Annotated in this window: 23 protein-coding genes; 11 read left to right on the top strand and 12 right to left on the bottom strand. The window is 70.8% G+C overall.

The window, feature by feature from the left end:
- Positions 1–34: 34 nt before the first annotated feature.
- The 3 genes from AMYBE_RS0126885 to AMYBE_RS0126895 are packed head-to-tail and all read left to right on the top strand — an operon-like array spanning position 35 to position 2591.
- Positions 35–709, top strand: a complete 675-nt coding sequence (locus AMYBE_RS0126885; RefSeq protein ID WP_020662499.1) for a response regulator transcription factor — start codon at positions 35–37, stop codon at positions 707–709.
- Entirely contained in the window at positions 706–2121 is a 1416-nt protein-coding gene (locus AMYBE_RS0126890; protein ID WP_020662500.1) for a sensor histidine kinase, read from the top strand. The genes AMYBE_RS0126885 and AMYBE_RS0126890 overlap by 4 nt, the downstream gene beginning before the upstream one ends.
- Positions 2118–2591, top strand: a complete 474-nt coding sequence (locus tag AMYBE_RS0126895; protein ID WP_020662501.1) for a hypothetical protein — start codon at positions 2118–2120, stop codon at positions 2589–2591. Before AMYBE_RS0126890 ends, AMYBE_RS0126895 begins: the two co-directional genes overlap by 4 nt.
- Positions 2592–2595: 4 nt before the next feature.
- On the opposite strand, the gene AMYBE_RS0126900 is transcribed toward AMYBE_RS0126895, so the two are convergent.
- Positions 2596–3801 (bottom strand): acyltransferase family protein, encoded by a 1206-nt coding sequence (locus AMYBE_RS0126900; protein WP_027928046.1) that lies wholly within the window; start codon positions 3799–3801, stop codon positions 2596–2598.
- 126 nt (positions 3802–3927) lie between these two features.
- Between AMYBE_RS0126900 and AMYBE_RS45105 the strand changes: the two genes are divergently transcribed.
- The gene (locus AMYBE_RS45105) at positions 3928–4131 is read left to right on the top strand and encodes a hypothetical protein (protein ID WP_154676307.1); all 204 of its coding nucleotides are present in this window, start codon (positions 3928–3930) and stop codon (positions 4129–4131) included.
- Positions 4132–4158: 27 nt separating this feature from the next.
- Entirely contained in the window at positions 4159–4506 is a 348-nt protein-coding gene (locus AMYBE_RS0126910) for a hypothetical protein (protein ID WP_020662504.1), read from the top strand.
- A gap of 4 nt (positions 4507–4510) precedes the next feature.
- On the opposite strand, the gene AMYBE_RS42390 is transcribed toward AMYBE_RS0126910, so the two are convergent.
- Positions 4511–6067 (bottom strand): FAD-dependent monooxygenase, encoded by a 1557-nt coding sequence (locus AMYBE_RS42390; protein WP_020662505.1) that lies wholly within the window; start codon positions 6065–6067, stop codon positions 4511–4513.
- Between the two features lie 125 nt (positions 6068–6192).
- Entirely contained in the window at positions 6193–6639 is a 447-nt protein-coding gene (locus tag AMYBE_RS0126920; protein WP_020662506.1) for a MarR family winged helix-turn-helix transcriptional regulator, read from the bottom strand.
- 140 nt (positions 6640–6779) lie between these two features.
- Here AMYBE_RS0126920 and AMYBE_RS0126925 point away from each other — a divergent pair, with 140 nt between their 5' ends.
- From AMYBE_RS0126925 to AMYBE_RS0126940, 4 genes are all read left to right on the top strand, one after another.
- The gene (locus tag AMYBE_RS0126925; protein ID WP_211226858.1) at positions 6780–8345 is read left to right on the top strand and encodes an MFS transporter; all 1566 of its coding nucleotides are present in this window, start codon (positions 6780–6782) and stop codon (positions 8343–8345) included.
- Positions 8346–8443: 98 nt separating this feature from the next.
- Entirely contained in the window at positions 8444–9397 is a 954-nt protein-coding gene (locus AMYBE_RS0126930; protein ID WP_020662508.1) for an NADPH:quinone reductase, read from the top strand.
- The gene (locus AMYBE_RS0126935; protein WP_020662509.1) at positions 9394–10236 is read left to right on the top strand and encodes an oxidoreductase; all 843 of its coding nucleotides are present in this window, start codon (positions 9394–9396) and stop codon (positions 10234–10236) included. Before AMYBE_RS0126930 ends, AMYBE_RS0126935 begins: the two co-directional genes overlap by 4 nt.
- A gap of 147 nt (positions 10237–10383) precedes the next feature.
- Positions 10384–11208, top strand: a complete 825-nt coding sequence (locus AMYBE_RS0126940) for an LLM class F420-dependent oxidoreductase (protein ID WP_020662510.1) — start codon at positions 10384–10386, stop codon at positions 11206–11208.
- Between the two features lie 175 nt (positions 11209–11383).
- On the opposite strand, the gene AMYBE_RS0126945 is transcribed toward AMYBE_RS0126940, so the two are convergent.
- Genes AMYBE_RS0126945 through AMYBE_RS0126975 form a run of 7 tightly spaced genes read right to left on the bottom strand, consistent with a single transcriptional unit; the run spans position 11384 to position 16535 of the window.
- Positions 11384–11794 carry a MaoC/PaaZ C-terminal domain-containing protein gene (locus AMYBE_RS0126945; protein ID WP_027928048.1) on the bottom strand — a complete coding sequence of 137 codons (411 nt, stop codon included), beginning with the start codon at positions 11792–11794 and terminating at the stop codon, positions 11384–11386.
- A complete protein-coding gene (locus AMYBE_RS0126950) occupies positions 11787–12203 on the bottom strand; it encodes an FAS1-like dehydratase domain-containing protein (protein WP_020662512.1) in 417 nt (138 codons plus the stop codon). Before AMYBE_RS0126950 ends, AMYBE_RS0126945 begins: the two co-directional genes overlap by 8 nt.
- A 1-nt stretch (position 12204) precedes the next feature.
- Positions 12205–12891: an HAD family hydrolase gene (locus tag AMYBE_RS42395; protein ID WP_020662513.1), complete on the bottom strand. Its 687-nt coding sequence runs from the start codon at positions 12889–12891 to the stop codon at positions 12205–12207.
- Positions 12892–12926: 35 nt separating this feature from the next.
- Positions 12927–13877, bottom strand: coding sequence for an AfsA-related hotdog domain-containing protein (locus tag AMYBE_RS0126960; RefSeq protein ID WP_020662514.1), 951 nt, complete (start codon positions 13875–13877; stop codon positions 12927–12929).
- Between the two features lie 18 nt (positions 13878–13895).
- A complete protein-coding gene (locus tag AMYBE_RS43460) occupies positions 13896–15044 on the bottom strand; it encodes a beta-ketoacyl synthase N-terminal-like domain-containing protein (protein WP_020662515.1) in 1149 nt (382 codons plus the stop codon).
- Positions 15041–16270, bottom strand: a complete 1230-nt coding sequence (locus AMYBE_RS0126970) for a beta-ketoacyl-[acyl-carrier-protein] synthase family protein (RefSeq protein WP_020662516.1) — start codon at positions 16268–16270, stop codon at positions 15041–15043. Before AMYBE_RS0126970 ends, AMYBE_RS43460 begins: the two co-directional genes overlap by 4 nt.
- A complete protein-coding gene (locus AMYBE_RS0126975) occupies positions 16263–16535 on the bottom strand; it encodes an acyl carrier protein (protein WP_020662517.1) in 273 nt (90 codons plus the stop codon). Before AMYBE_RS0126975 ends, AMYBE_RS0126970 begins: the two co-directional genes overlap by 8 nt.
- A 189-nt stretch (positions 16536–16724) precedes the next feature.
- Here AMYBE_RS0126975 and AMYBE_RS0126980 point away from each other — a divergent pair, with 189 nt between their 5' ends.
- Together AMYBE_RS0126980 and AMYBE_RS0126985 are read left to right on the top strand one after the other, a co-directional pair.
- Positions 16725–17765, top strand: coding sequence for a 3-oxoacyl-[acyl-carrier-protein] synthase III C-terminal domain-containing protein (locus AMYBE_RS0126980; RefSeq protein ID WP_027928050.1), 1041 nt, complete (start codon positions 16725–16727; stop codon positions 17763–17765).
- Between the two features lie 54 nt (positions 17766–17819).
- Positions 17820–18524, top strand: coding sequence for an SDR family oxidoreductase (locus AMYBE_RS0126985; protein ID WP_020662519.1), 705 nt, complete (start codon positions 17820–17822; stop codon positions 18522–18524).
- Here AMYBE_RS0126985 and AMYBE_RS0126990 read toward each other — a convergent pair.
- Together AMYBE_RS0126990 and AMYBE_RS0126995 are read right to left on the bottom strand one after the other, a co-directional pair.
- A complete protein-coding gene (locus tag AMYBE_RS0126990; protein ID WP_020662520.1) occupies positions 18470–19201 on the bottom strand; it encodes a response regulator in 732 nt (243 codons plus the stop codon). The two genes, AMYBE_RS0126985 and AMYBE_RS0126990, sit on opposite strands and share 55 nt — an antisense overlap.
- Positions 19201–20385, bottom strand: coding sequence for a sensor histidine kinase (locus AMYBE_RS0126995; protein WP_020662521.1), 1185 nt, complete (start codon positions 20383–20385; stop codon positions 19201–19203). The genes AMYBE_RS0126990 and AMYBE_RS0126995 overlap by 1 nt, the downstream gene beginning before the upstream one ends.
- Positions 20386–20391: the final 6 nt, after the last annotated feature.

The raw sequence follows: 20391 nt of genomic DNA on the forward strand, positions 1-20391 counted from the left end.
CGCCGCCGGAGATCAGCGTGTCCATGATGGACACGTGGCGTCGATATTGCTCATCGAGGACGACCCGCTGGTGCGGCGCGGTCTTCAGCTCGCGCTGACCAGGCACGGACATGACGTGCGGGCGGCCGAGTCCGGCGAGGACGGGCTGGCCGAGTTCCGGGCGGCCGCACCCGACCTGGTCGTGCTCGACCTGATGCTGCCCGGCATCGACGGCTTCGAGGTCTGCCGCCGGGTCCGGGCGGCCGGTCAGGTCCCGGTCATCATGCTCACCGCCCGCGGAGACGATTTCGACGTCGTCACCGGCCTGGCCGCGGGCGCGGACGACTACCTCGTCAAACCGGCGCAGCCGATGGTGCTCGACGCGCGGATCCGCGCGGTGCTGCGGCGCAGCACCGGACCGGCCGACGAGGTGCGGGTGCACGGTGACCTGCGCATCGACACCGCCGCGCTGACGGTGACGGTCGACGGAACCCCGGTGCAGCTCACCCCGACCGAATTGCGCCTGCTGCTCACCTTGTCGCGCTCGCCCGGCCGGGTCAGCACCCGCACCCAGTTGCTGGAGGAAGTCTGGGAACACGACTACCTCGGCGACTCGCGGCTGGTCGACAACTGCGTACAGCGGCTGCGGGCGAAGATCGAGACAGATCCGGCCGCACCGGTCTACGTCCAGACAGTGCGCGGGTTCGGATACCGCTTCGGGCCGCTGTGACCGCCTGGCGGCCGTGGCCGCGCGGGCTGCGGTCCCGGCTGCTGCTCGCTTTCGCGCTGACCACGGTGCTGGGCGCCGCGGCGGCGAGTGCGGCAAGCGCCGCGTCGGCGAGCGCGTCGTTGGTCGACGCCGCGCAACAGCGGCTCACCCGAACTGTCACCGCCCAGATCGGCGCACTCGCCCCGCAGCTGACCTATCCGCCGGACCAGGCCGCGCTCGACCGGCTCCGGTCGGCGGTCGGGCCGGGCACCCTGGTGACCTACGGAACCCTCCGGTCCGACGACGGGAGCGTCACCCGGCTGGCCACCGAAGCGCTGCGCACCGAGGTCCGCCTCCGCCACCAGCTCTTCACGCAGCGGCTGACCGTCGACGCGGCACCGTGGCTGGTCATCGGCACGCCCGTCATGATCACCGCGACCGACGGCACCCGCACCCCGTCGGGAATCGAGGTCTATTCGGCCCACGACCTGACGAGCGTGCAGCAGCAGACCGATGCGCTGACCCGAGCCGCCGCGCTCGCCGCCGCCGCGACGATCCCGCTGTCGATCCTGCTGGCCCTGATCGTCGCGGGCGGTGTGCTGCGTCCGGTCCGCAAACTCCGCGACACCGCGCGCCGGCTGGCCCGCGGAGACCTCTCGGCGCGCAGCGCGCCGAAAGGCGCCGACGAACTGGCCGAGCTCACCGTGACCGTCAACGAAATGGCCGAGTCCGTGCAGACGTCGATGACCGCGATGGAGCAGATGCGCAACGACGCCAAGCGGTTCGCCGCGGACGTCTCCCACGAGCTGCGCACTCCGCTCAGCACCCTCACCGCGGTGGTCGAAGTGCTCGCGACCACCGCGGACGGAATGGAACCCGACGCCAGGGAGTCCGCGCGACTGGCCATCACCGAAACCCACCGGCTGGTGCACCTCGTGGAAGACCTGATGGAGATCTCGCGATTCGACGCCGGCACCGCCCAGCTGCGGCTGGAGGAGGTCGAGGTCGCCGAGGCGGTACGCCACTGCCTGCGTGCCCGCTCTTGGCTGGACGAGGTCGAGCTGGCAGCGCCCGCGGAAATCCGGCTGCGCGCCGACCGCCGCCGGCTCGACGTCATCGTCGCCAACCTGGTCGGCAACGCGCTGCGGCACGGCGCCAAACCGGTACGCGTGCAGGTCTCCGCGTCCCCGTCCACGGTGCGCATCGAAGTAACCGACCACGGCCCCGGGCTGTCCGAGGACGTGCTCCCGCATGTCTTCGACCGGTTCTACAAGGCCGACACCGCACGCACCCGCACCCCGGGCAGCGGGCTCGGCTTGGCGATAACGCGGGAGAACGCTCGCGCGCACGGCGGCGAACTCCGCGCGGGCAACACCCCCGGCGGAGGAGCGCGCTTCGTACTGGAGCTGCCCCGGAACCAGGAGGACGAGTGAAGCTCATTCGGTCACTGGCCGTTTGCCTGCTGCTCGCGGGCTGCGGCGTGCGCCCCGACGGGCCCACGCCGGGCGGGGACGCCCCGACTGGGGTCTCCCCCGGCGTCACGCTGTACTTCGTCGACAATCAAGAGCGGTTGCAGCCGGACGAGCGGAAAACCGGCCGGCTGGGCTCGATCGCCGAAGCGCTCGCGCTGCTGCTGACCGGCTTTCCGCGCGACGCTCCGGACCGGCACACCGAGATCGCGCGATCCCCGGTCACCCAGGTCACCGTGACGACCGAGCCGGAACTCGTACAGCTCGTTCTTCCGCTCGACCGCAAAGAAGTCACTCAGCTGGGGATCGACCAGATCACCTGCACCGCGCTCGGCGTCCACCTCCAAGGTGGCGGGCCGCGGACGGCCAAGGTGCTCCTCAGGTTCACCCACGGGGGTTCACCGGAACCGCGGACTTGCCCCTTGATCAAGTAGCGGCTCACAACCCGCCGAGGTCGACCGTGACCGGTGCCGGGGCGGGCAGCACCAGCCAGAGCACCCCGAGCCCCGCCAGCGCCGCCGCGAACACCAACCCGCCGCGGCGGCCCCTGGCCCACCTTGCCCGAAACCGCACCGGGTCCTCGACCAGGTGCTTCGACGCGATCGCCAACGCGATCGACACCGCGACGACCAGCGCGGTCCACGACCACCCGGCCAGCCCGGTCACCGACGGGGAGAGCAGCACGCGGACCGGCCAGTGCCACAGGTACAGGCTGTAGGAAACCTCGCCCAGCCATCGCAACGGCCGCCACGACAAGACACCGGCGACGACGGAATTCCGCCGCTGCGCGCACAACCCGATCAGCACCGCCGCGCACAGCGAATGCGCGAACAGCCCGCCGGGGAACAGCCACGGCGTGTTCGCCCCGTCCGCCAGCGACCACACCGCGGCAAGCACGACGGCCAGCACCACCGCCAAGACGTCCGCCACCAGGCCAGGAAACCGTTGCAGCACCCGCCCGACCGGCCGGGTCGCGACCGCGGCGCCCAGCAGCAGCGAAAACGCCCGGGTGTCCGTGCCGGTGTACACCCGGCTCGGGTCAGCCGGATCGAGCAGCACTGCCATCAGCACCAAGGACACGACCGACCCGCCGAGCGCGACGGCCGCGACCCGGTGCTCCGCGCGCTTCGCGAACCGCACCGCGAGGATCACCGCCACCGGCCACAGCAGGTAGAACTGCTCTTCGACCGCGATGCTCCAGAGATGCTCGAAGACCCGGCCGGTCCCGAACCGGTCCCAGTAGCCCGCCGATTCGGCGAGCAAATGCCAATTGACCAGATTGAGCTGCACCCACGGGCCGTCCGACAGCGTCGTCCGGACCAGGTCCGGGACTCCGGCGGCCCAGACCACCAGCGCGACCACCGCGAGCATCGTCGCCAGGGCGGGGAACAAGCGGCGGATCCGCCGTCCCCAGAAGGCGGTCAGCGAGATCGTGCCCGGCTGCCTTGCCTCGCGGAGCAGAAGATCGGTGATGAGGTAGCCGGACAGCGCGAAAAACAGGTCCACGCCGAGGAAACCGCCGGGCAGGTGTCCAGTGTGGAACAGCAGCACTCCCACGATCGCGATCCCGCGCAAGCCGTCCAGCGCGGGCACGTGCGGTCTGCGCGCGGCGACCGCGACATCGTTAGGCTGAGTACGTGTCATGCCGCCGATGCTGCCGACGCGATGTCCGGCCGGATCCCGCATTGTGTCGCGATCTTGTCGCGAGGCGGAGGTGGCCGGCATTGCCAGCGCCAGCGACGAGACGGCGCCCCTGTTAGCCTCATCAGCGTGGTTATTGTGCTGTTGCCTTGCGCATTGCTCGTGGTGCTCGCCATCGCCTTGGTGCTGAAGTTCACCGTGGGGAAGCGCAAGCAGCCGCCGCCGGGGCCAGTCCCGGGCCAGTATCCGCCCGGCCACTATCCGGGGCAGGTTCCGCAGTACGGTCCGCCGGGCGCGCCGCACGGCCAGCAGCGGCCGTATCCGCAAGGCTGAAGCCGCGCCCAGGGAAGGGACTACCTCGTGAACGCGCTGCAACCGTGGCACATTCTGCTTCTGCTGCTGATCGTCGGGATCGTGATTGCGGTCGTGAAGATCGCCGGGAAGAAGAAGCAGCCCGGCCCTCCGCCGGGATACTTCCCGCCGCAGCAGGGGTATCCGGGCTACCCGCAGAATCCGCAGTACCCGGGCGGTGCCCCTTACCCCGGCGCCCCTTACCCCGGCGTCCCGCAGCAGGGCATGCAATACCCGCCGCCACAATACCCGCCCCAGCCCGGCGGAAATTACTATCCGGGCGCCCCGCAGCCGCCTCAGCCCGGTTCCCCGTACCCGCCCCAGCAGATACCGCCGGGCCAGTACCCGCAGCCGTGACCGCTCACCGCACCTGATCTCCCAGCGCGGCGACCACCCCCGAAACCTCCCCCGCCCGGGTCAGCGGAACCACCGCGTGCAAGTGCCCGTCCGGCCGCACGACCGCCGCGACCGGCCCGCGGCCCAGCGCTGCCGACAGCGGCCCCTCGGCGTAACGCGGTTCGACCACCGCGATCTCCTCCGGCAGCCGGGAACGCACGTCTCCGGTGAGCGCCGGCCAGTCCGGGCGGACGCGGTGGCCCGGCCACAACAGCACGGTCGGGCGGTCCGCCGAGACCGGCGTCCACGTGCGCCCCGCGACGCGCACTTCGGGGGCTAGCGGCCCCGCGACCGGCAGCACCGGCAGCCGCTCTCCCGGACGAATCTGGTTGCGGCGCACGGTGTCGCGCAGGACGTTGCCCGCCGGATACCGCACGCCGGTCTGAGCGACCAGCGGAGCGAGGGTTCGCTGCAGGAATCCGGTGGTGTTCGCGGCCCGCAGGACGTTGTCCCGCACTGCGATCTGCCGGCGGCTGCGCAGCAGGCCCCACTGCGTCTGCAGAGCGGTGATACGCGCGACCGCGTGCGCGGCGTCGCGCCGCTCGCGGTCATATTCATCCACAATGGACTCTGGGAGCTCGCCGCGAAGGACCGCGGCCAGCCGCCAGCCCAGGCTCACCGCGTCCTGCAGACCGGTGTTCATGCCCTGTGCGCCCGCCGGGCTCATAATGTGCGCGGCGTCGCCCGCGAGCAGGACCCGGCCCGACCGGAACGCGGACGCGGTGCGGGCGTGCACCCGGAACGTCGTGCTGAACCGCAGCTCTCCCAGCACGTTTCGGCCCGGGCCGCGTTCGTCGACAATGCGCTGGAAGAACTGCCGCGACGGCGGGGTGTCGTCGCTCGCGTGCGGCACGCTCACCGCGACCCGGCACACGCCGCCGCCGAGCGGGCCGAAGGCGAGGCTGCCTTCGGGGGTGTAGCAGTAGCTCACGACGTTTTGCGGCGCGTCACCAGCGATCTCGGCGTCGGTGACAGAGAAGGACACGTCGAACTCCGCGCCCTCGAAGGAACTCCCGACGAGCTTGCGCACCGAGCTGTGCGCGCCGTCCGCCCCGACCAGCCACTCCGGCACCACCTCCTCGGTAGTGCCGTCGGGTCCGGCGAGCACGGCCATCGGACGCGGGCCGTCGCGCAGCTCGGTCAGGCGCACCCCGCGTTCGATCTTGCCGCCCAGTTCGGCCAGCCGGTCCTCGATGATCCGCTCGGTCTCGCGCTGCGCGATCGCGACCGCGAACGGGTAAGGCGTGTCGGGCAGACGGTTCATCCACGCGGTGCCGAGCGGGCGGCCCCGGGAAAAGTAGGTCACGCCGTCGATCGGATGGCCCGCGTCGGCCAGTCGCTCGGTCAGTCCGCTGTGGTGCATGAGCTCCAGCAGCCGCGGCCACACGATCGTGGCGCGCGAGTGGGCGGAGTGGTCGCGGGCGGCGTCGACCAGTCGCACCGGCACTCCCTGGCGCAGCAGTTCGCACGCCAGCAGCATGCCTACCGGACCCGCACCGACGATCAGCACCGGCTCGTCCATCGCGCACCCCTCTCCCCCGCGGTCGGCGGGGCCTGTCCGTCACTCCGGTCGATGCCGAAACTAGGCGCGGACAGGGCGGGTGGTGCGGTTCTTGTGCCCTACGAGCGCTGCGATGTCACCAAAGTTCAGTGCTCGCCGAGCGTGCGGACCGCTCGCTGAAGCAGTTCGCGCAACGCCTTCTCCTCGTCGGGCTCGAACGCGGCGGACAGCCGCGCCTCCACCGCGAGTGCGGCCGCGTCGGCCTTGCGGAAAACCGCGTGACCGGAACGGGTGAGCCGTGCCACCAGGACCTGCGCGTGCACGTCGGACGGCGTGCGCTCGATGAGCTTCTTCGACTCCAGCGTGCCCAGCATCGAAGCCATGCTCTGCGGCGTCACGCAGCAGACGCGTGCGAGCTGCGCACCGGAAAGCGGTGACATGGACAGCGCGTGCAGCGCGGCGTACTGCGGCACGGACAGACCGAAAGGCTTGAGCACGCGGTTCTTCTCCGCCATGAGCGCTTGCTCGGCGCGCTTGAGATACGTGCCGAGCCGTGTTTCCAGGCTCTCGGCGATCCGTTCTTCGACACCCATGCGACCTCCTCGGCGAACCCTCCCAACACTATCAGGGCTCGAATGCCCGGCAGCTATCTTCCGTGCACGGCCCGACTTGACGGCGACCGGTGCGTGCTGCTTCGATTACTGCTGTCGATCAGAGTTCGTATACTCATCAAGTGCCTGTAGCCTTGGAAGGGGTCTCCATGGAGGTCACCGCCGCGCCGCGGCGCACCCGGCCCGGCCTCACGCTCTTCGCGGTCTGCGCCGCGATCGTGCTGGTCCCGGTCACCGCCACCGGTGCGTCCGTCGCACTGCCCGACATCAGCGGCAGTCTCTCGACCAGCCTCGCATCCGCCCAGTGGGTGGTGAACGCGTTCTTTCTCGCCTTCGCCGCGTTCATGGCGATCACCGGGTCGCTCGCCGACCTGACCGGACGGCGCCGGATGTTCGGCGGCGGCATCGCGCTCTTCTGCGCGGCGATGCTGGTCGCGACATTCGCCCCGTCGATCGGCCTGCTGGTCGGCGCGCGGGTGCTCGCGGGCGTCGGCGCCGCGTGCGTCACCACCGGTGGCAGTGCCCTCCTCGCGCACGCTTTCGAAGGTCCGGCCCGCACGCGCGCGTTCGGCCTGTTCGGGACGGCGATCGGGCTCGGGCTCGCGTTCGGGCCGTTGCTCGCCGGCCTGTTGGTCACGTCGCTGGGCTGGCGCGCGTTCTTCGGCGCGGCCGCGGTCGTGGTGCTGCCTCTCCTCGCGCTGGTGCCGCTGCTCACCGAGTCGAAGGACGCCCACCCGGCCGGCGCGGACTGGCCGGGTGCGTTCACGTTCACCGCGGGCCTGTCGCTGTTCGTGCTCGCGCTGATCGAGGGCCCGGAGCTGGGCTGGGGCAGCCCGCTCGTGCTCGCCGCGTTCGCCGCGTTCGCGGTGCTGCTGACGGTGTTCGTGGTGATCGAACGCCGCAAGGACCACCCGATGATCGACGTTTCGCTCTTCACCCAGCCGCGGTTCCTCGCGATCTGCGCGATGCCGGTATTGCTGGCCTTCGGGTTCGTCGCGCTGCTCATCGCCCTGCCGCCGTACTTCATGGCGGTCGACGGGCTGAGCGCGAGCGGTGCCGGGCTGCTGCTCGTCCTGCTGACCGGGCCAACGCTCGTCGTGCCGATCGCGATCTCCTCGATCGCGCACCGCGTGCAGCAGCGCGTCCTGCTGGTCGTGACGATGCTGCTCGTCGCCGGGGGTGCCGCGTGGCTGACGGTGATCCACCCTGGAGCCTCGATCGGCGAGATCGCCGGACCGCTGCTGTGCATCGGCGCCGGCTTCGGCGTTTCGCTGGCGATCCTCGACGGCGCGGCGGTGTCGTCGGTCGAGCCGGCGCGAGCGGGGATGGCCGCGGGCGTGTTCAACACGATGCGTCTCGGCGGCGAGTCCGTCGCGATCGCCGTGCTCGGTTCGCTGCTCACCGCCGTCACGCAGGCCAAGCTCGGGGACACGCTCAGCGAGGAGAAGGCCGGACCGGTCACCGCGAAGCTGCTGCAAGGCGACATGACCGGCGCGGTCGACGCGGCTGGTCCGGGTGCCCGCGACGCGGCGACCGCAGCCTACACCGGTGCGCTGCACATCGGACTGTGGACAATCGCGGCGGTGTCGTTGCTCGGCGCGATCACGGTCGGTCTGCTCGCCCGCGAGCCGCGTACGACGGACCGCGAGCCCGACGAGGCCGCTGAGTTGACCGGCCAGACTGCGTGAGCACGGCGACGATGCGGGCCGCGGTGTTCTCCCGTCGCCGCGGAAGGACGACAGCCCGCGTCACGGAACGCCCGGTACCGGTTCCCAGCCCCGGTGAGGTGCGGATCCGCGTACAGGCGTCCGGAGTGAACCCGATCGACGCGAAATCGCGCGGCCGCTCGGATGACAGCGACTACGTGCCGAACCACGACGGTGCCGGGATCGTCGACTTCGTTGGCGAGGGTGTCGATCCGGCGCGAGCCGGGCAGCGCGTGTGGCTGTGGGCGGCGAGCTGGCAGCGCACAAGCGGCACCGCGCAGGAGTACGTCACGCTGCCGGCTGCGCTCGCGATTCCATTGCCGGACAACGTTTCCTTCGAAACCGGCGCGAGTGTCGGCATCCCAGCGCTGACCGCACATCGATGCCTCACCATCGGCGAAGGCGGTCCCGCGCAGCTCGCGCCCGACACGTTGACCGGTCGCACGGTGCTGGTCGCGGGCGGTGCCGGCGCGGTCGGCAACGCCGCGATCCAGCTGGCGCGCTGGGCCGGAGCTTCGGTCGTCACGACGGTCAGCACGCCAGAGAAAGCCGTACTGGCCAAGGCCGCCGGTGCGACGCGCGTGGTGAACTACCGCACCGAGGACGTCGCCGAGGCCGTGCGCGCGTTCGCGCCAGCGGGGGTAGACGTCGTCGTGGAGGTCGCGGTGGCACAGAACAGCGCGATCGACGCGGCAGTGCTAGCGCCTGGCGGGACCGTGGCGTATTACGCGTGCGACGAGGGCGACACTCTCACCCTTGACGTACGCGCGATGATGATGCCGAACCTCCGCTGGCAAGGCGTGTTCCTCTACGCCATTCCAGCGAACGCGGCAAAGAACGGCGTCGCGGCGGTTTCGAGAGCACTGGCCGACGGCGGTCTACGAGGGGGCGAAGAAGCCGGATTGCCGTGGCACCGGTTCCCGCTGGAAAACACCACAGCCGCACTGGACGCCGTACTCGACCCGACGGTAACCGGAAAATCCTTGATCGTTTTTCCTGATCACCGAAAGAGAAAAGGAGTGCACCACCCATGAGCCCACGCGTCTGGTTGATCACCGGGGCGTCGTCCGGTTTCGGCAGAGCCCTCGCCGAGGCCGCCCTCGCCGCCGGCGACACCGTGGCCGCCGCCGTCCGCAAACCGGACTCGGTGGCCGACCTCGTCGCGGCGTACCCCGAGAGGGCCTGGCCGGTACAGCTCGACGTCACCGACGACGCGCGCGTCCCCGCCGCGGTCGCCGAGGTCCTCGACCGCCACGGCCGGATCGACGTGCTGGTCAACAACGCCGGCTTCGGCCTCGTCGGCGCCGCGGAGGAGACGACCGCCGCTGAACTGCGCGACCTCATGCACCTGCACCTGTTCGGCCCGGCCGAACTCACCCGCGCCGTGCTGCCCGGCATGCGCGAGCGCGGCACCGGCGCGATCGTGCAGCTCAGCAGCCAAGGCGGCCGGCTGTCGTTCGGCGGCATCTCCGCATACTCCGCCACGAAGTTCGCACTGGAGGGCTGGTCGGAGGCACTGGCGGCGGAGGTCAAGCCGTTCGGCATCGACGTGCTGATCGTCGAGCCCGGCGCGTTCCGCACCGGCTTCAACAAGCCGGGCGTGCTGAAGTTCAGCGAGATCGGCGAGGTGTACCGCGAAGCGCTCGAACCGGTCCGCTCCGGCCTCACCGGCGCGGACGGCGGGCAACCGGGCGACCCGGTACGGGCGGCCGAGGCGATCCTGACCGCACTCGCCGCCGAGGAGACGCCGCTGCGACTGCCGCTGGGCAGCGACGCGGTGGAGAACATCTCGGCCGCACTGGAGTCGGCCCGGACGGAACTGCTGAAGTGGGAGCAAGTTTCCCGCGGCGCGGATTTCCCCGCCGGGGAATAGCGTTAGATAAAAATTGGCCGCGGCACCGGTGTCGCGGCCAATTTTTTATCGGCACCGTTCTCTGCACCGAAAGTGACATACCGGCACCCTCGCCACCCCGATTAGCCTGAAAACAGCAACAACCGATAAAAGAATTGGGGAGAAACAATGGCGAAACCGGTCCGCATCGGCGTACAGCTCGTGCAGGGCGGCGAAGGTGTCACCTACCGGGCGTTGCGCGACAAGGTGTTCGAAATCGAGGAAGCGGGCACCGACGTCCTCTTCTGCTACGACCACTTCAATGTCCCGGTGGGCACGATCGACCCGGTCAAGGGCATCGCGGCCGAAGGCGAGCAGCCCGATGTCGAGAACTTCGAGGCGTGGACGGTGCTTTCGGCCTGGGCCGAGCAGACCGAGCGTCTGGAGCTGGGCGTGCTGGTGTCCGGCATGGGATACCGCAACCCGGACCTGCTGGCCGACATGGCCCGCACGGTCGACCACGTCTCCGGCGGCCGCCTGATCCTCGGCGTGGGCGCCGGCTGGTACGAGAAGGACTACACCACCTACGGGTTCGAGTTCGGCACGGTGGGTTCGCGGATGAAGGCATTCGCCGAGGGCCTGCAGCGCATCGAACACCGGCTGGCGGTGCTCAACCCGGCACCGCAGCGAAAGATCCCGATCCTCATCGGTGGCGGCGGTGAGAAGAAGACGCTGCCGCTGGTGGCGCGGCACGCCGACATCTGGCACTTCTTCGACAACCTCGACACGCTGGCGCACAAGGACAAGATCCTGCGCGAGAACGCCGACGCGATCGGCCGCGACCACGCCGAGATCGAACGATCACAGGAGTGGGCGGGTCTGGAGCTGGCCGACGCTTACGCCGACGCCGGCGTCACGCTGTTCACGCTCGTGCTGTGGTCACCGCACGACCTCACTGAGCTGCGCAAGGCGCTGGCGTGGCGGGACGAGCGCAACAAGCGGCTTGCGGACTAACGTTTCGCGGACAGTCCGGACGGCGGTGAAGGCACTGGACCTGGCACCACCCTAGCTCGTCGAGCCGGACGATCCCCGGCAGGAATCACAATGGACCGCGAAGCGTCGCGACACCTCGCGGTCCATTGTGGTCCGGAAAACCCGAAATCGAGCGAACGCCGGAAACTTGCCTTGATCACCGCGCGAAGTGGACCTGAACCTTCGCCGCAGCAAGGACTTTCTCGCCGTCGCAGGTCGCCTCCAGCTCGACGGTCACTGTCCCGTCCTCAGCGCGCCCGGTCACCACTCCACCGACAGTCACCGTCACCGCGCCGCCGTCGGGCACCACCACCGGGCGGCGGAACCGAGCACGGCAGCCGGTGACGAATGCCGCGCCGCCCGCCCAGTCGGTCACCGCACGCACCGCGAGCCCGAACGTCAGCATCCCGTGCGCGATCACGCCCGGCAATCCGGCTTCCCGAGCCTCGCGGTCGCTCCAGTGGATCGGGTTCAGGTCCCCCGACGCACCCGCGTAGCGCACGAGATCGGCCCGCGTCAGCGGAAACGAGCGCTCCGGAAGACGCTCGCCCACAACGGCTTCAGCCATCGCCGTGCACCGCCCGCGCCACCATCGTCGAGGTGGCCGTACCAACCGGCTCGCCTGTCTCGGTCGCGATGTCGGCCCGCACGGTCACCACGTCGTTGCCGCCGGATTGCGCCACGTCGAGAACCGTCACCACGACGGTAAGCCGGTCGCCCACGCGAATCGGCCGCACCGCGGTGAACTCCTGGGAGCGGTGCACGACCCGGCCGTAGTCGAGCCCGAAAGCCGGGTCGAAATGCACCTGCCGCTCGGCGCGCATGGCCAGCACGATCGGGAACGTCGGCGGCGCGAAGGCCGGGTCGCCGAGCGGCTCGCCCAGCGCCGCCGCGAACTCGCGGATCTTCTCGGCACCGACCTCGTACGGTTCGGTCGGCGGGTACGCGCGGCCCGCGTAGGTCCGGTCCAGCGCCATGTCAGCCCGGAATCCCGGCCAGCCGTGACCAGCCTTCCGTGGCCGCGATGGCGCCGAGGTCCGGGTTCTCCCCCACTACGACCGGATTACCGACCAGCTGCAGCAGCCCGAGGTCCGAGGTGTGGTCGCCGTAGGCGTGGCAGTCGGCCGCGTCGACGCCCGTGCCCGCGATCAGTTCGCGCGCCAGGTTCGCCTTCGCGTCGCCGATCATCGTGCGGGTGACCTCGCCGGTGTAGACCCCGTCGAGCACCGCCAGCTGCGTGCACATCGCGAGGTCGGCACCACAGTGCTCGCGCACCGGATCCAGGCACGCGGAGAACGATCCCGACACCAGCACGGTGGTCATGCCCGCATCGGCGTGCCCGCGCAACGCGGCAAGAACGTCGGTATGGAAGAGTCCGCCTCGCGTGAGGCGGGCGGCGAACCATTGCCTGCCGATGCCAGCGACCTCGTCGGCCTTATACCCGGCGAAACGCCGGTAGAAAAGCCGGTTGCCCTCCGACCGGGGCATACCGGGCTTGAGCAGCGCCCGGGCCGCGTCGTGCAACTTCCGCTGCTCCTGCTCGGAATGGCCGACGGCGGCGAGGAAATAGTCGTAGAAGTCGAACATGCTTTTGATGGAGATCAGCGTCTCGTCGACGTCGAAGAACGCGATCGGACGGAACCGGGCGGGTGCGGTGCCGGGCACGGGTGCCTCCTGATGATCAGCGGATCCGGGCAGGTTCAGCCCAGGACAAGGTCGAGGTCGGCGACTTCGGCACCGCTCTGGCGCGCGGTCATCCGGTACGAACGCGCTGCCGCGCCGGGCTCAGCGCTCAACTCGACCGCGGCGTCCAGCTCGGCGAATTTGCGGAAGCGGCCGTCGAGCCGCACGACGCGGCGCGGCCACGGGCCGTCGGCGGCGAGCAGCAGCGCGCACTGCCGGGCGGCCTCGCTCAGCACCATCGCGGGCACGTGGTCGTATGGATGGTCGTACATGCTGCGGTTGGCGAAGGTGCGCGGGCTGAGCGCCGCGGTGAGCCCGCGCGCCTCTTTCGCCACCGCGTCCAGGACGACGTTGGCCTGGTCGGCGCGGCCGACCTCGAAGGCGTTCGCGGGCGCTCCGACCGCCTCGGCGGGCAGCGTGAACGCGGTCGGTACACCACTGCCGCGCTGCATGCGCCGCAACTGGTGGTACTGCTCAGTCGGGGTGCAGCCGACGTCCATGGTGAGACGACCCAGCGGGTGTCCGTCGAGCACGAGGTCCATGGCGAACGCCAGGAACCGCACGCTGCCCCCGCGTTCGCGCCGATCGGTGACCGTGCCGTCGACACGCAGCTCGCCCGGACGTTCGCCGCAGGTCAGTGCTGCCGGGTCGGACAGGTCGAGCGACCACGCGCTGACCATGAAGGTCGTATCGCGCGGCACCCCCTGCCCGACGTGCGCGACATACGTGACCGCTTGCCGACCGGCCTCCAGCACGTTCAACGGGTCGTACCAGCGGCTGTGGTCGGGGTGGTCGCGAAAGTAGGAGTGCGACTGCGGAAGCTGCGCCGCGCAGGCGAAATCAGTGCCAGCGCGGGGTTCGCAGCCGGTGAGGAAGACCTCCGACAGCGACCAGCGGTGGACGAGCCCGCGCGGCACAGTCTGTTCGTAGGACAGAACTGGCGGCGCGGAGTCGAGCGTCGTTTCCATGATTCCTCCGGTTTCGGCTCAGGGGTGGTGGGGATAGTCCGGGTGAGTCACGACCAGGCATCCGACCGAACCGTCGAAGCCCGCGGAGGTCAGTACGGCCGCCCCGCCGCAGCCACCGGTCCGCCATGGGTATTGCCAGCCGGACAGCAGCACGGCGAGGTTCAGCGCCACACCAGCGCCGTGCGTTTCGCCGAGGACGTGGTCGGTGCGTTGCCTCGGCCCAGCACCGAAGACCGCGCGCAGTCCGCGTTCCTCTACCGCCGCCCAGCCGCGCCGGCCGCGCGCACCGGGCATCACGGCCGTGATGTCGCCGGGGGCGAGCCCGGCTTCGGCGAGCGCGTCGCGCACTGCCGCCGCGAGCCGCTCGGAGACACCGCCAAGGCCGGCAGCCGGGTCGGAAAACCCCGCTGTGACGGCGGAAATCCGGCCCAGCACCCGGCCACCGGCGCGGGTGACGCCAGGAGCGTCGAGTGCGAACACGGCGCCGCCCTCGGCGAGTGCGGTGCCCGTGGCCAACGCATTGCCTTCGTGCCACGCCCACGCCACAGCCGGCGTCAGCTCCTCGACCGCGCCGGTGAAGAGCCGTTGCGCACGGCCCGCGACGAGCATCGTGCGGGCGTAGCGCAGCGCGTTCAGCCCGGCGAGCGCGCCGCCGGACACCGTCGCGTTGAGCCCGGTGAGCCCCTGCCGGATCGCAGACTTCCCGGCGGCCGAGTTCATCAGCGTGCCGGGGAAGTGCGACGGATTGACCAGGTACGGGCTGGCCTGCTCGAAGGTGTCGCGCAGGAAGTCCAGCACCCCGCTCGCGCTGCCCAGCGCGGTGCCCAGCACTATTCCGGTTTCCGCCGAGGGCAGTCCGTCGCCGGCGTCCTCCAGCGCGTCGGCGACGGCGGCCAGCGCGAGCTGATCCGTGGCGGTCATCCGGCTCAGGCCCTTCTTCCCGAGCAGCGCCGCCGGATCGAACCCGGCGACCTCGCGCACCGGCAGAGGAGGCAGGCCAGGTTCGGCAGCGACGTCCGGCGCTGGCTCCGGTTCGGCCGCGAACCGTTCCGCGAGCGCGGCCAGCCCGCGCCCGGCGGCGCTCAGCACTCCGCAGCCGACGATATCGACGCTGTCTATTGTGGACATGTGAGAGGCGCCGGCGGACGGCGCGGTGGCGGTGGTCATCGGTCGGTCACCTTTCCGAACACAGTGATGGCGTTGTTGCCGCCGAAGGCGAACCCGTGGTTCTGCGCGATCCGCACGTCCGCCGGGCGGGCCACGCCGGGCACCGCGTCGAGACCCTCGCCCAGTTCCGGGTCGAGGGTCCGCAACGTCGCGCTCGGCGGCAGGAACCCCTCGTGAATCGCGGCGCAGGAGAGCAGCGCGCCGAATCCGGACGCCGCGCCCATCGTGTGGCCGAGCATCGACTTGAGCGAGCTGATCGGCGGCAACCGGTCGCCGAAGACTTCGCGTACGGCGGCGACCTCCGTGCTGTCGTTGGCGCGGGTGCCGGTGCCGTGGGCGCAGATGTAGTCCACCTCCTCGGGTTTCACACCCGCGTCGCGGTGCGCCGCCTGAATGGCCCGGGCAATCGAATCCCGGTCGGGGTTGGTCAGGTGGACCGCGTCGCACGTCACGCCGTACCCGAGCACCTCGGCATAGATCCGCGCGCCGCGGGCCATCGCGGTCTCCAGCGGTTCCAGCAGCAACGCCACCCCGCCCTCGGCGGTGACGATCCCGTCGCGATCGGCGTCGAACGGCCGGGGCACGTCCGCCGCGAGCGCGCCCAACCGGTGGAACCCAGCGTGGGTAGCACGGTTCGACGCGTCGGCACCGCCGCAGAGAGCGGCATCCGCGGCTCCGCTGCGCAGCAGGTCGAACGCGTAGCCGAGCGCGTAGTTCGCCGCCGCGCACGCCGTCGCGACGGTCAGCGTTTCTCCGCCGAGGCGCAGCTCCGCCGCGACCGCGGACGCGATCCGGCCTGCGTCCGCCTGCCCGGCCGCCGCCCCCGCGACGGCCGCCGGACCGTGCGCGGTCACGTTCTCGGCCAGGCGCTCCAGGACCTGCGATTCGCCGTTAGTGGTACCGAAAACGCTGACCGTCCGACCCGAGCGCAGCGCCGCCGGCTCGGCACCGGAGTCGCGCACGGCCTGGTGCGCCGCCGCCGCGGCGAACTGCCCCGACCGGCCCCAGCGAGCCGGGTCGAGGCGGCGCAGATGCTCGTTCGGGTCGAAGTCGGCGACCTCGCCCGCGAGTACGTGCTCGAACCCAGCCGAGTCGAACTGCCCGATCGGCCCGACGCCGCTGGCCCCCGAACGCACGGCGGCGACGAGCGCCTCGGCGCCGATGCCGAGACTGCTCACCGCCCCGAGGCCGGTCACCACGACCCGCCGCGCGGCCCGTTCACGCACTGGCCGTCGCCTTCCCGGCGTGCCGGGCCACGAGCGCCCACGCGGTCGGCAGATCGTCCAGCTCGACCATCTCGTCCTGCGGAATCTTCACCCCGAGCGTCCGCTCGAAACGCGCGAACATCTCGATCACCAGCAGCGAGTCGGCCTCGTGGTCCTCGAGGAAGCTGTCGGCCTCGGACAGCGCGCCCGGCTCGACTTCGAGGACCTCGGCGACGATCCGGCGGACGTCCTCACGCAGATCTTCGGAAATCACGACGTCACTCATTATTTTCCTTTCTCCGGGAATCGCGGTGAATCCGCACTCGACCATCACATCGCGTTCCCGGCACTGCGGCAAGCACTCCCAAAGTGACACGGCGGCACGTCTTTCCGACCACCTCCGATCCCCCCGCGCGAGCATCGGAACGGGCATGCTGGGAACCGTCCCGGCGAACCAGCGAGAAGGTGCGAGAAGATGCGGACAACCGTCCCGGTGGGAATCTGCGCGGCCGGCACTTGGCTTCCCGACAGCGTTTCGACCGCCTCGGACGCCGTGGCGGCCGGGCGGCTGCCTGCGCGGCAGGCCCGTGCCCTCGGCCATTCCGCAGTGCCGTCGGCAGGTTCCGAAGCCCCGCCGGACATGGCGGTGCACGCGGCGCGCGCGGCCATGAAGGAAGCGAGCGTTTCGCCTGCGGACATTTACGTTCTCGCGCATGCCTGGATGTATTACCAAGGGCACGACCTGTGGTCGCCGCCGCATTACATCGCCCGGGAAATCGACGCGACGAGCGCGTTTCCAGTCGGCATCCGCCAGGTGTGCAACGGCGGTGCCGCGGCACTGGAGCTGACCGCGGCGAAGCTCGTCGCGGAAGCCGGCGCCGCGCCGCGGATCGGACTCGTCACGACCGCCGACCGGTTCGCCGAACCGGGATTCGACCGCTGGGCAAGCGACTACGGCGTGGCCTACGGAGACGGTGCGACCGCGGTGGTCCTGCGCGCTCCCGCCGAGCCCGGCGACCTGTTGCTGCGCGCGATCGTCACGGTCGCCGCGCCCGAACTGGAAGAGATGCATCGCGGCGAGGATCCGTTCGGCACCGCCGCCCGCGCGCACCGAGACCGCATCGACATGCGGGCGACCAAACGCGCGTTCCTCCGCGACCACGGCACAGAGCCGTTCACCCGAGCCAACGAATCCCGCATCCGCGAGGTCACCCGCCGCGCGCTCGCCGACGCCGGACTCGACGCCCGGGGCCGGACCTTGCGCTACGCGCTCCTGCCGCGATTCGGCCGCAAGACTCTCGACGAGTCGTGGCTGCCCGTCCTCGCCGAGGAGACCGGAGCCGAACCCCTCGACCTGGGAAAGGAAACCGGTCACCTCGGTGCCGGGGACGCCGCGGCCGGACTCGCCGGCCTGCGCCGCGCCGACCTGCTTTCCCCCGGCGACTCGGCGCTCGTTTTCAGCGCCGGCGCCGGCTTCACCTGGTCCTGCCTCGTCGTGCAGAACCCTTCGCGCTGAACGGAAACCCGGAGTCAGCCGCACCGGCGACTCCCCGAAACGATGAGGAAACCCATGTCCCGCTCCGTTTTCGTCACCGGTGCCACCCGCGGCATCGGACTCGCCGTGGCCCGCGCCCTCGCCGCCGACGGCGACCGCGTAGCGGCCGGCTACCGCACCGGCGAGCCGCCCGAGGGTTTTTTCGGCGTGCCGTGCGAGGTGACCGACCAGCGTTCGGTCGACGCGGCGTTCGAGACCGTCGCCGCCGAACAAGGCCCGGTCGAGGTGCTCGTCGCCAACGCTGGCATCACCCGGGACACCCTGCTGCTGCGCATGGACGACAAGACCTTCGACGAGGTTCTCGACACGAACCTGCGCGGGGTCTTCCGCACCGTCCGCGCCGCGGCGGCCGGCATGCTCGCCGCCCGCCGCGGCCGGATCGTGCTGCTGTCCTCGGCGCTCGGATTCCTCGGGTCGCCGGGACAGACCAACTACGCGGCCACGAAGACCGCGCTGCTCGGGTTCGCCCGCTCGCTCGCGTGGGAGCTGGGACCGCGGCAGATCACCGTGAACGTCGTGGCCCCCGGCATCATCGACACCGACATGACCAAGGAACTCACCGACCGGCGGATGCGTGACACGATGAAGATGACGCCGCTCGGCCGACCGGGCACCGCGGCCGAGGTGGCGGCCGCGGTGCGGTTCCTCGCCAGCGAGGAGGCAGGTTACGTCACCGGCGCCGTGCTCCCGGTGGGCGGCGGCATCGGCATGGGCCTGTGACCGCCCGCCCTCGTCACGGCCGGCATCAGCCGCCGGGGCGAGGGCACCGGCGGCGAGATCAGCCCGAACTCCACCGCCTTGTTCGCCGCCTCGACCCGTGACCGCGCGTGCAGCTTGTCGAAAATACTGCGCATGTGGCGCTTCACGGTGCCCTCGACGATATTGAGCCGGCGTGCGATCTGGTAATTGCTCAGTCCGTGCGACGCCAGTTCGACGACCTCGGCCTCGCGCTGCGACAACGGCCCGGTGCCCACCGGATCCGGCGCGAGCAGCTTGCTCGCCGAGAGCGACACGGTGACCGGCCCCTCGGTGCACGCACTCCGCACCGCAGCCGAAAGTGCCTGGTGTGTCACGGTTTTGTGCAAGAACGCACTGATCCCCAACGGCAACAGCGACTGCACGAGCGCGGACCCGTCGTGCATGGTAAGGATCAGCACCCGCACGCCGGGAACCGCTCGCTGCAGCGCCCGCACCGTCGCGGGCGGGTCCTCGTTGCCGGGCATTTCGATGTCGAGCAGCACCACGTCCGGCCGGTGGTCGGCGGTCTGGCGCACGGCCTCGCCGGCGCTGCCCGCGACAGCGACGACGTCGAGGTCGTCCTCCGCGGTGAGCAGTTCGGCCAGCGCGGTGCGGAGCAGCGTGTGGTCGTCGGCCAGCAGGATGCGGATCGGCTGCATCAGGACGCCTCCTTCGTGCCGACCGGGCGGCCTGCTGGCGCCGGCGCTCGCGGGACCACCGCGACCGAGCGGCCGCCCGCTTGCGGCAACGGCACCCACAGCCGGATCCGGGTCCCCTTGCCGAGTCTCGTGGACAGCGAGAGCTCGCCGCCGAGCTGTTCGGTCCGCTCGCGCATGATCGACAGCCCGCTGCCGCCTGACCCGCGCGAGGCAGGCGACTCGGCGGCCCAGCGGCGCTCGTCGAACACGAACCCGCGCCCGTCGTCGAACGCCTCCAGGTCCACGCGCCCCGGGCTGATCCGCACGCGCACCGACACCGAATCCGGAGCGGCGTGCCCGAACGCGTTGCGCAGGAACTCCCGCACGATCAGGAACAGTTCATCGCGGTGGTAGTCCGGCAGCCACGCCTCGTCGCCGTGCACCGCGATCCGGACCGGCACGTCGCGGAAGTTGAGGTCGGCGGCGCACCCGGCGAGCGCCTCGGCGAGGCTCGTCAGCGGCGCTTCCGCGCGCAGCCCGGAGACCACCCTTCGGGTGAACGCGGTGGCCTCGTCCAGCGACTCCTGCACCTGGTCGAGATGGCGCAGCACGGCCGGATCGTCGACGACCGCCTTGGCACGGAACAATTCCAGATGCCGGAACCCGAGCACCAGGCTGTTGCCGAGCCGGTCGTGCAGATCGCGCGCGAGCTGCACCCGGCCGTCGGAATTGACCTGCTCGATCTGCTGCAGCAGGAACGCGTCGTAGCTCATCGCCGCGGTCTGGGCGTGCAGCGAGCCGAGCCTGCCGATCACCCGTGCCGCGCGTGTCACGACCAGGACCGCCTCGCCAGGCGGCAGTTCGGCGGCGAACCCGGCGACCGCGTCGAGAGCGTGCCGCTGCAGGATCTCGATGGCGGCCAGGGAATCAGTGAGCCGCGCCTTGCAGCACGCCCACAGCCCGCCGACGACGGACGCGGAAAGCAGGTCCTCCTCGAGATTCCGGTCGGTCACCGCGTCGAGAGGGCGGTCGAGCACCCGCGCGATGCCCTCGAGAATGAGTGTCGCGTGAGTACGCGACTCGGCCCACAGTTCCGGCGTGGTGCCGAGCGGATTGCGCACCCGCACCAAAGTGCGCCGGTAGCGCTCCACCACTTCCGGTGTCACCGCGACCAGCCGGTCGCCGGCACAGCCGAGATCTGACATGCGAAG

Source organism: Amycolatopsis benzoatilytica AK 16/65, from assembly GCF_000383915.1.
Classification (GTDB): Bacteria; Actinomycetota; Actinomycetes; order Mycobacteriales; family Pseudonocardiaceae; genus Amycolatopsis; species Amycolatopsis benzoatilytica.

Coding starts and splice junctions, on each gene's coding strand:
- AMYBE_RS0126945 (WP_027928048.1), bottom strand. CDS start 11,794: ATGGCTGAAGCCGTTGTGGGCGAGCGTCTTCCGGAGCGCTCGTTTCCG.
- AMYBE_RS0126995 (WP_020662521.1), bottom strand. CDS start 20,385: ATGTCAGATCTCGGCTGTGCCGGCGACCGGCTGGTCGCGGTGACACCG.
- AMYBE_RS43460 (WP_020662515.1), bottom strand. CDS start 15,044: ATGACCACCGCCACCGCGCCGTCCGCCGGCGCCTCTCACATGTCCACA.
- AMYBE_RS0126950 (WP_020662512.1), bottom strand. CDS start 12,203: ATGGCGCTGGACCGGACCTACGCGGGCCGCGCGTACCCGCCGACCGAA.
- AMYBE_RS0126960 (WP_020662514.1), bottom strand. CDS start 13,877: ATGGAAACGACGCTCGACTCCGCGCCGCCAGTTCTGTCCTACGAACAG.
- AMYBE_RS0126900 (WP_027928046.1), bottom strand. CDS start 3,801: ATGACACGTACTCAGCCTAACGATGTCGCGGTCGCCGCGCGCAGACCG.
- AMYBE_RS0126975 (WP_020662517.1), bottom strand. CDS start 16,535: ATGAGTGACGTCGTGATTTCCGAAGATCTGCGTGAGGACGTCCGCCGG.
- AMYBE_RS0126920 (WP_020662506.1), bottom strand. CDS start 6,639: ATGGGTGTCGAAGAACGGATCGCCGAGAGCCTGGAAACACGGCTCGGC.
- AMYBE_RS0126935 (WP_020662509.1), top strand. CDS start 9,394: ATGAGCCCACGCGTCTGGTTGATCACCGGGGCGTCGTCCGGTTTCGGC.
- AMYBE_RS42390 (WP_020662505.1), bottom strand. CDS start 6,067: ATGGACGAGCCGGTGCTGATCGTCGGTGCGGGTCCGGTAGGCATGCTG.
- AMYBE_RS0126985 (WP_020662519.1), top strand. CDS start 17,820: ATGTCCCGCTCCGTTTTCGTCACCGGTGCCACCCGCGGCATCGGACTC.
- AMYBE_RS0126980 (WP_027928050.1), top strand. CDS start 16,725: ATGCGGACAACCGTCCCGGTGGGAATCTGCGCGGCCGGCACTTGGCTT.
- AMYBE_RS0126990 (WP_020662520.1), bottom strand. CDS start 19,201: ATGCAGCCGATCCGCATCCTGCTGGCCGACGACCACACGCTGCTCCGC.
- AMYBE_RS0126940 (WP_020662510.1), top strand. CDS start 10,384: ATGGCGAAACCGGTCCGCATCGGCGTACAGCTCGTGCAGGGCGGCGAA.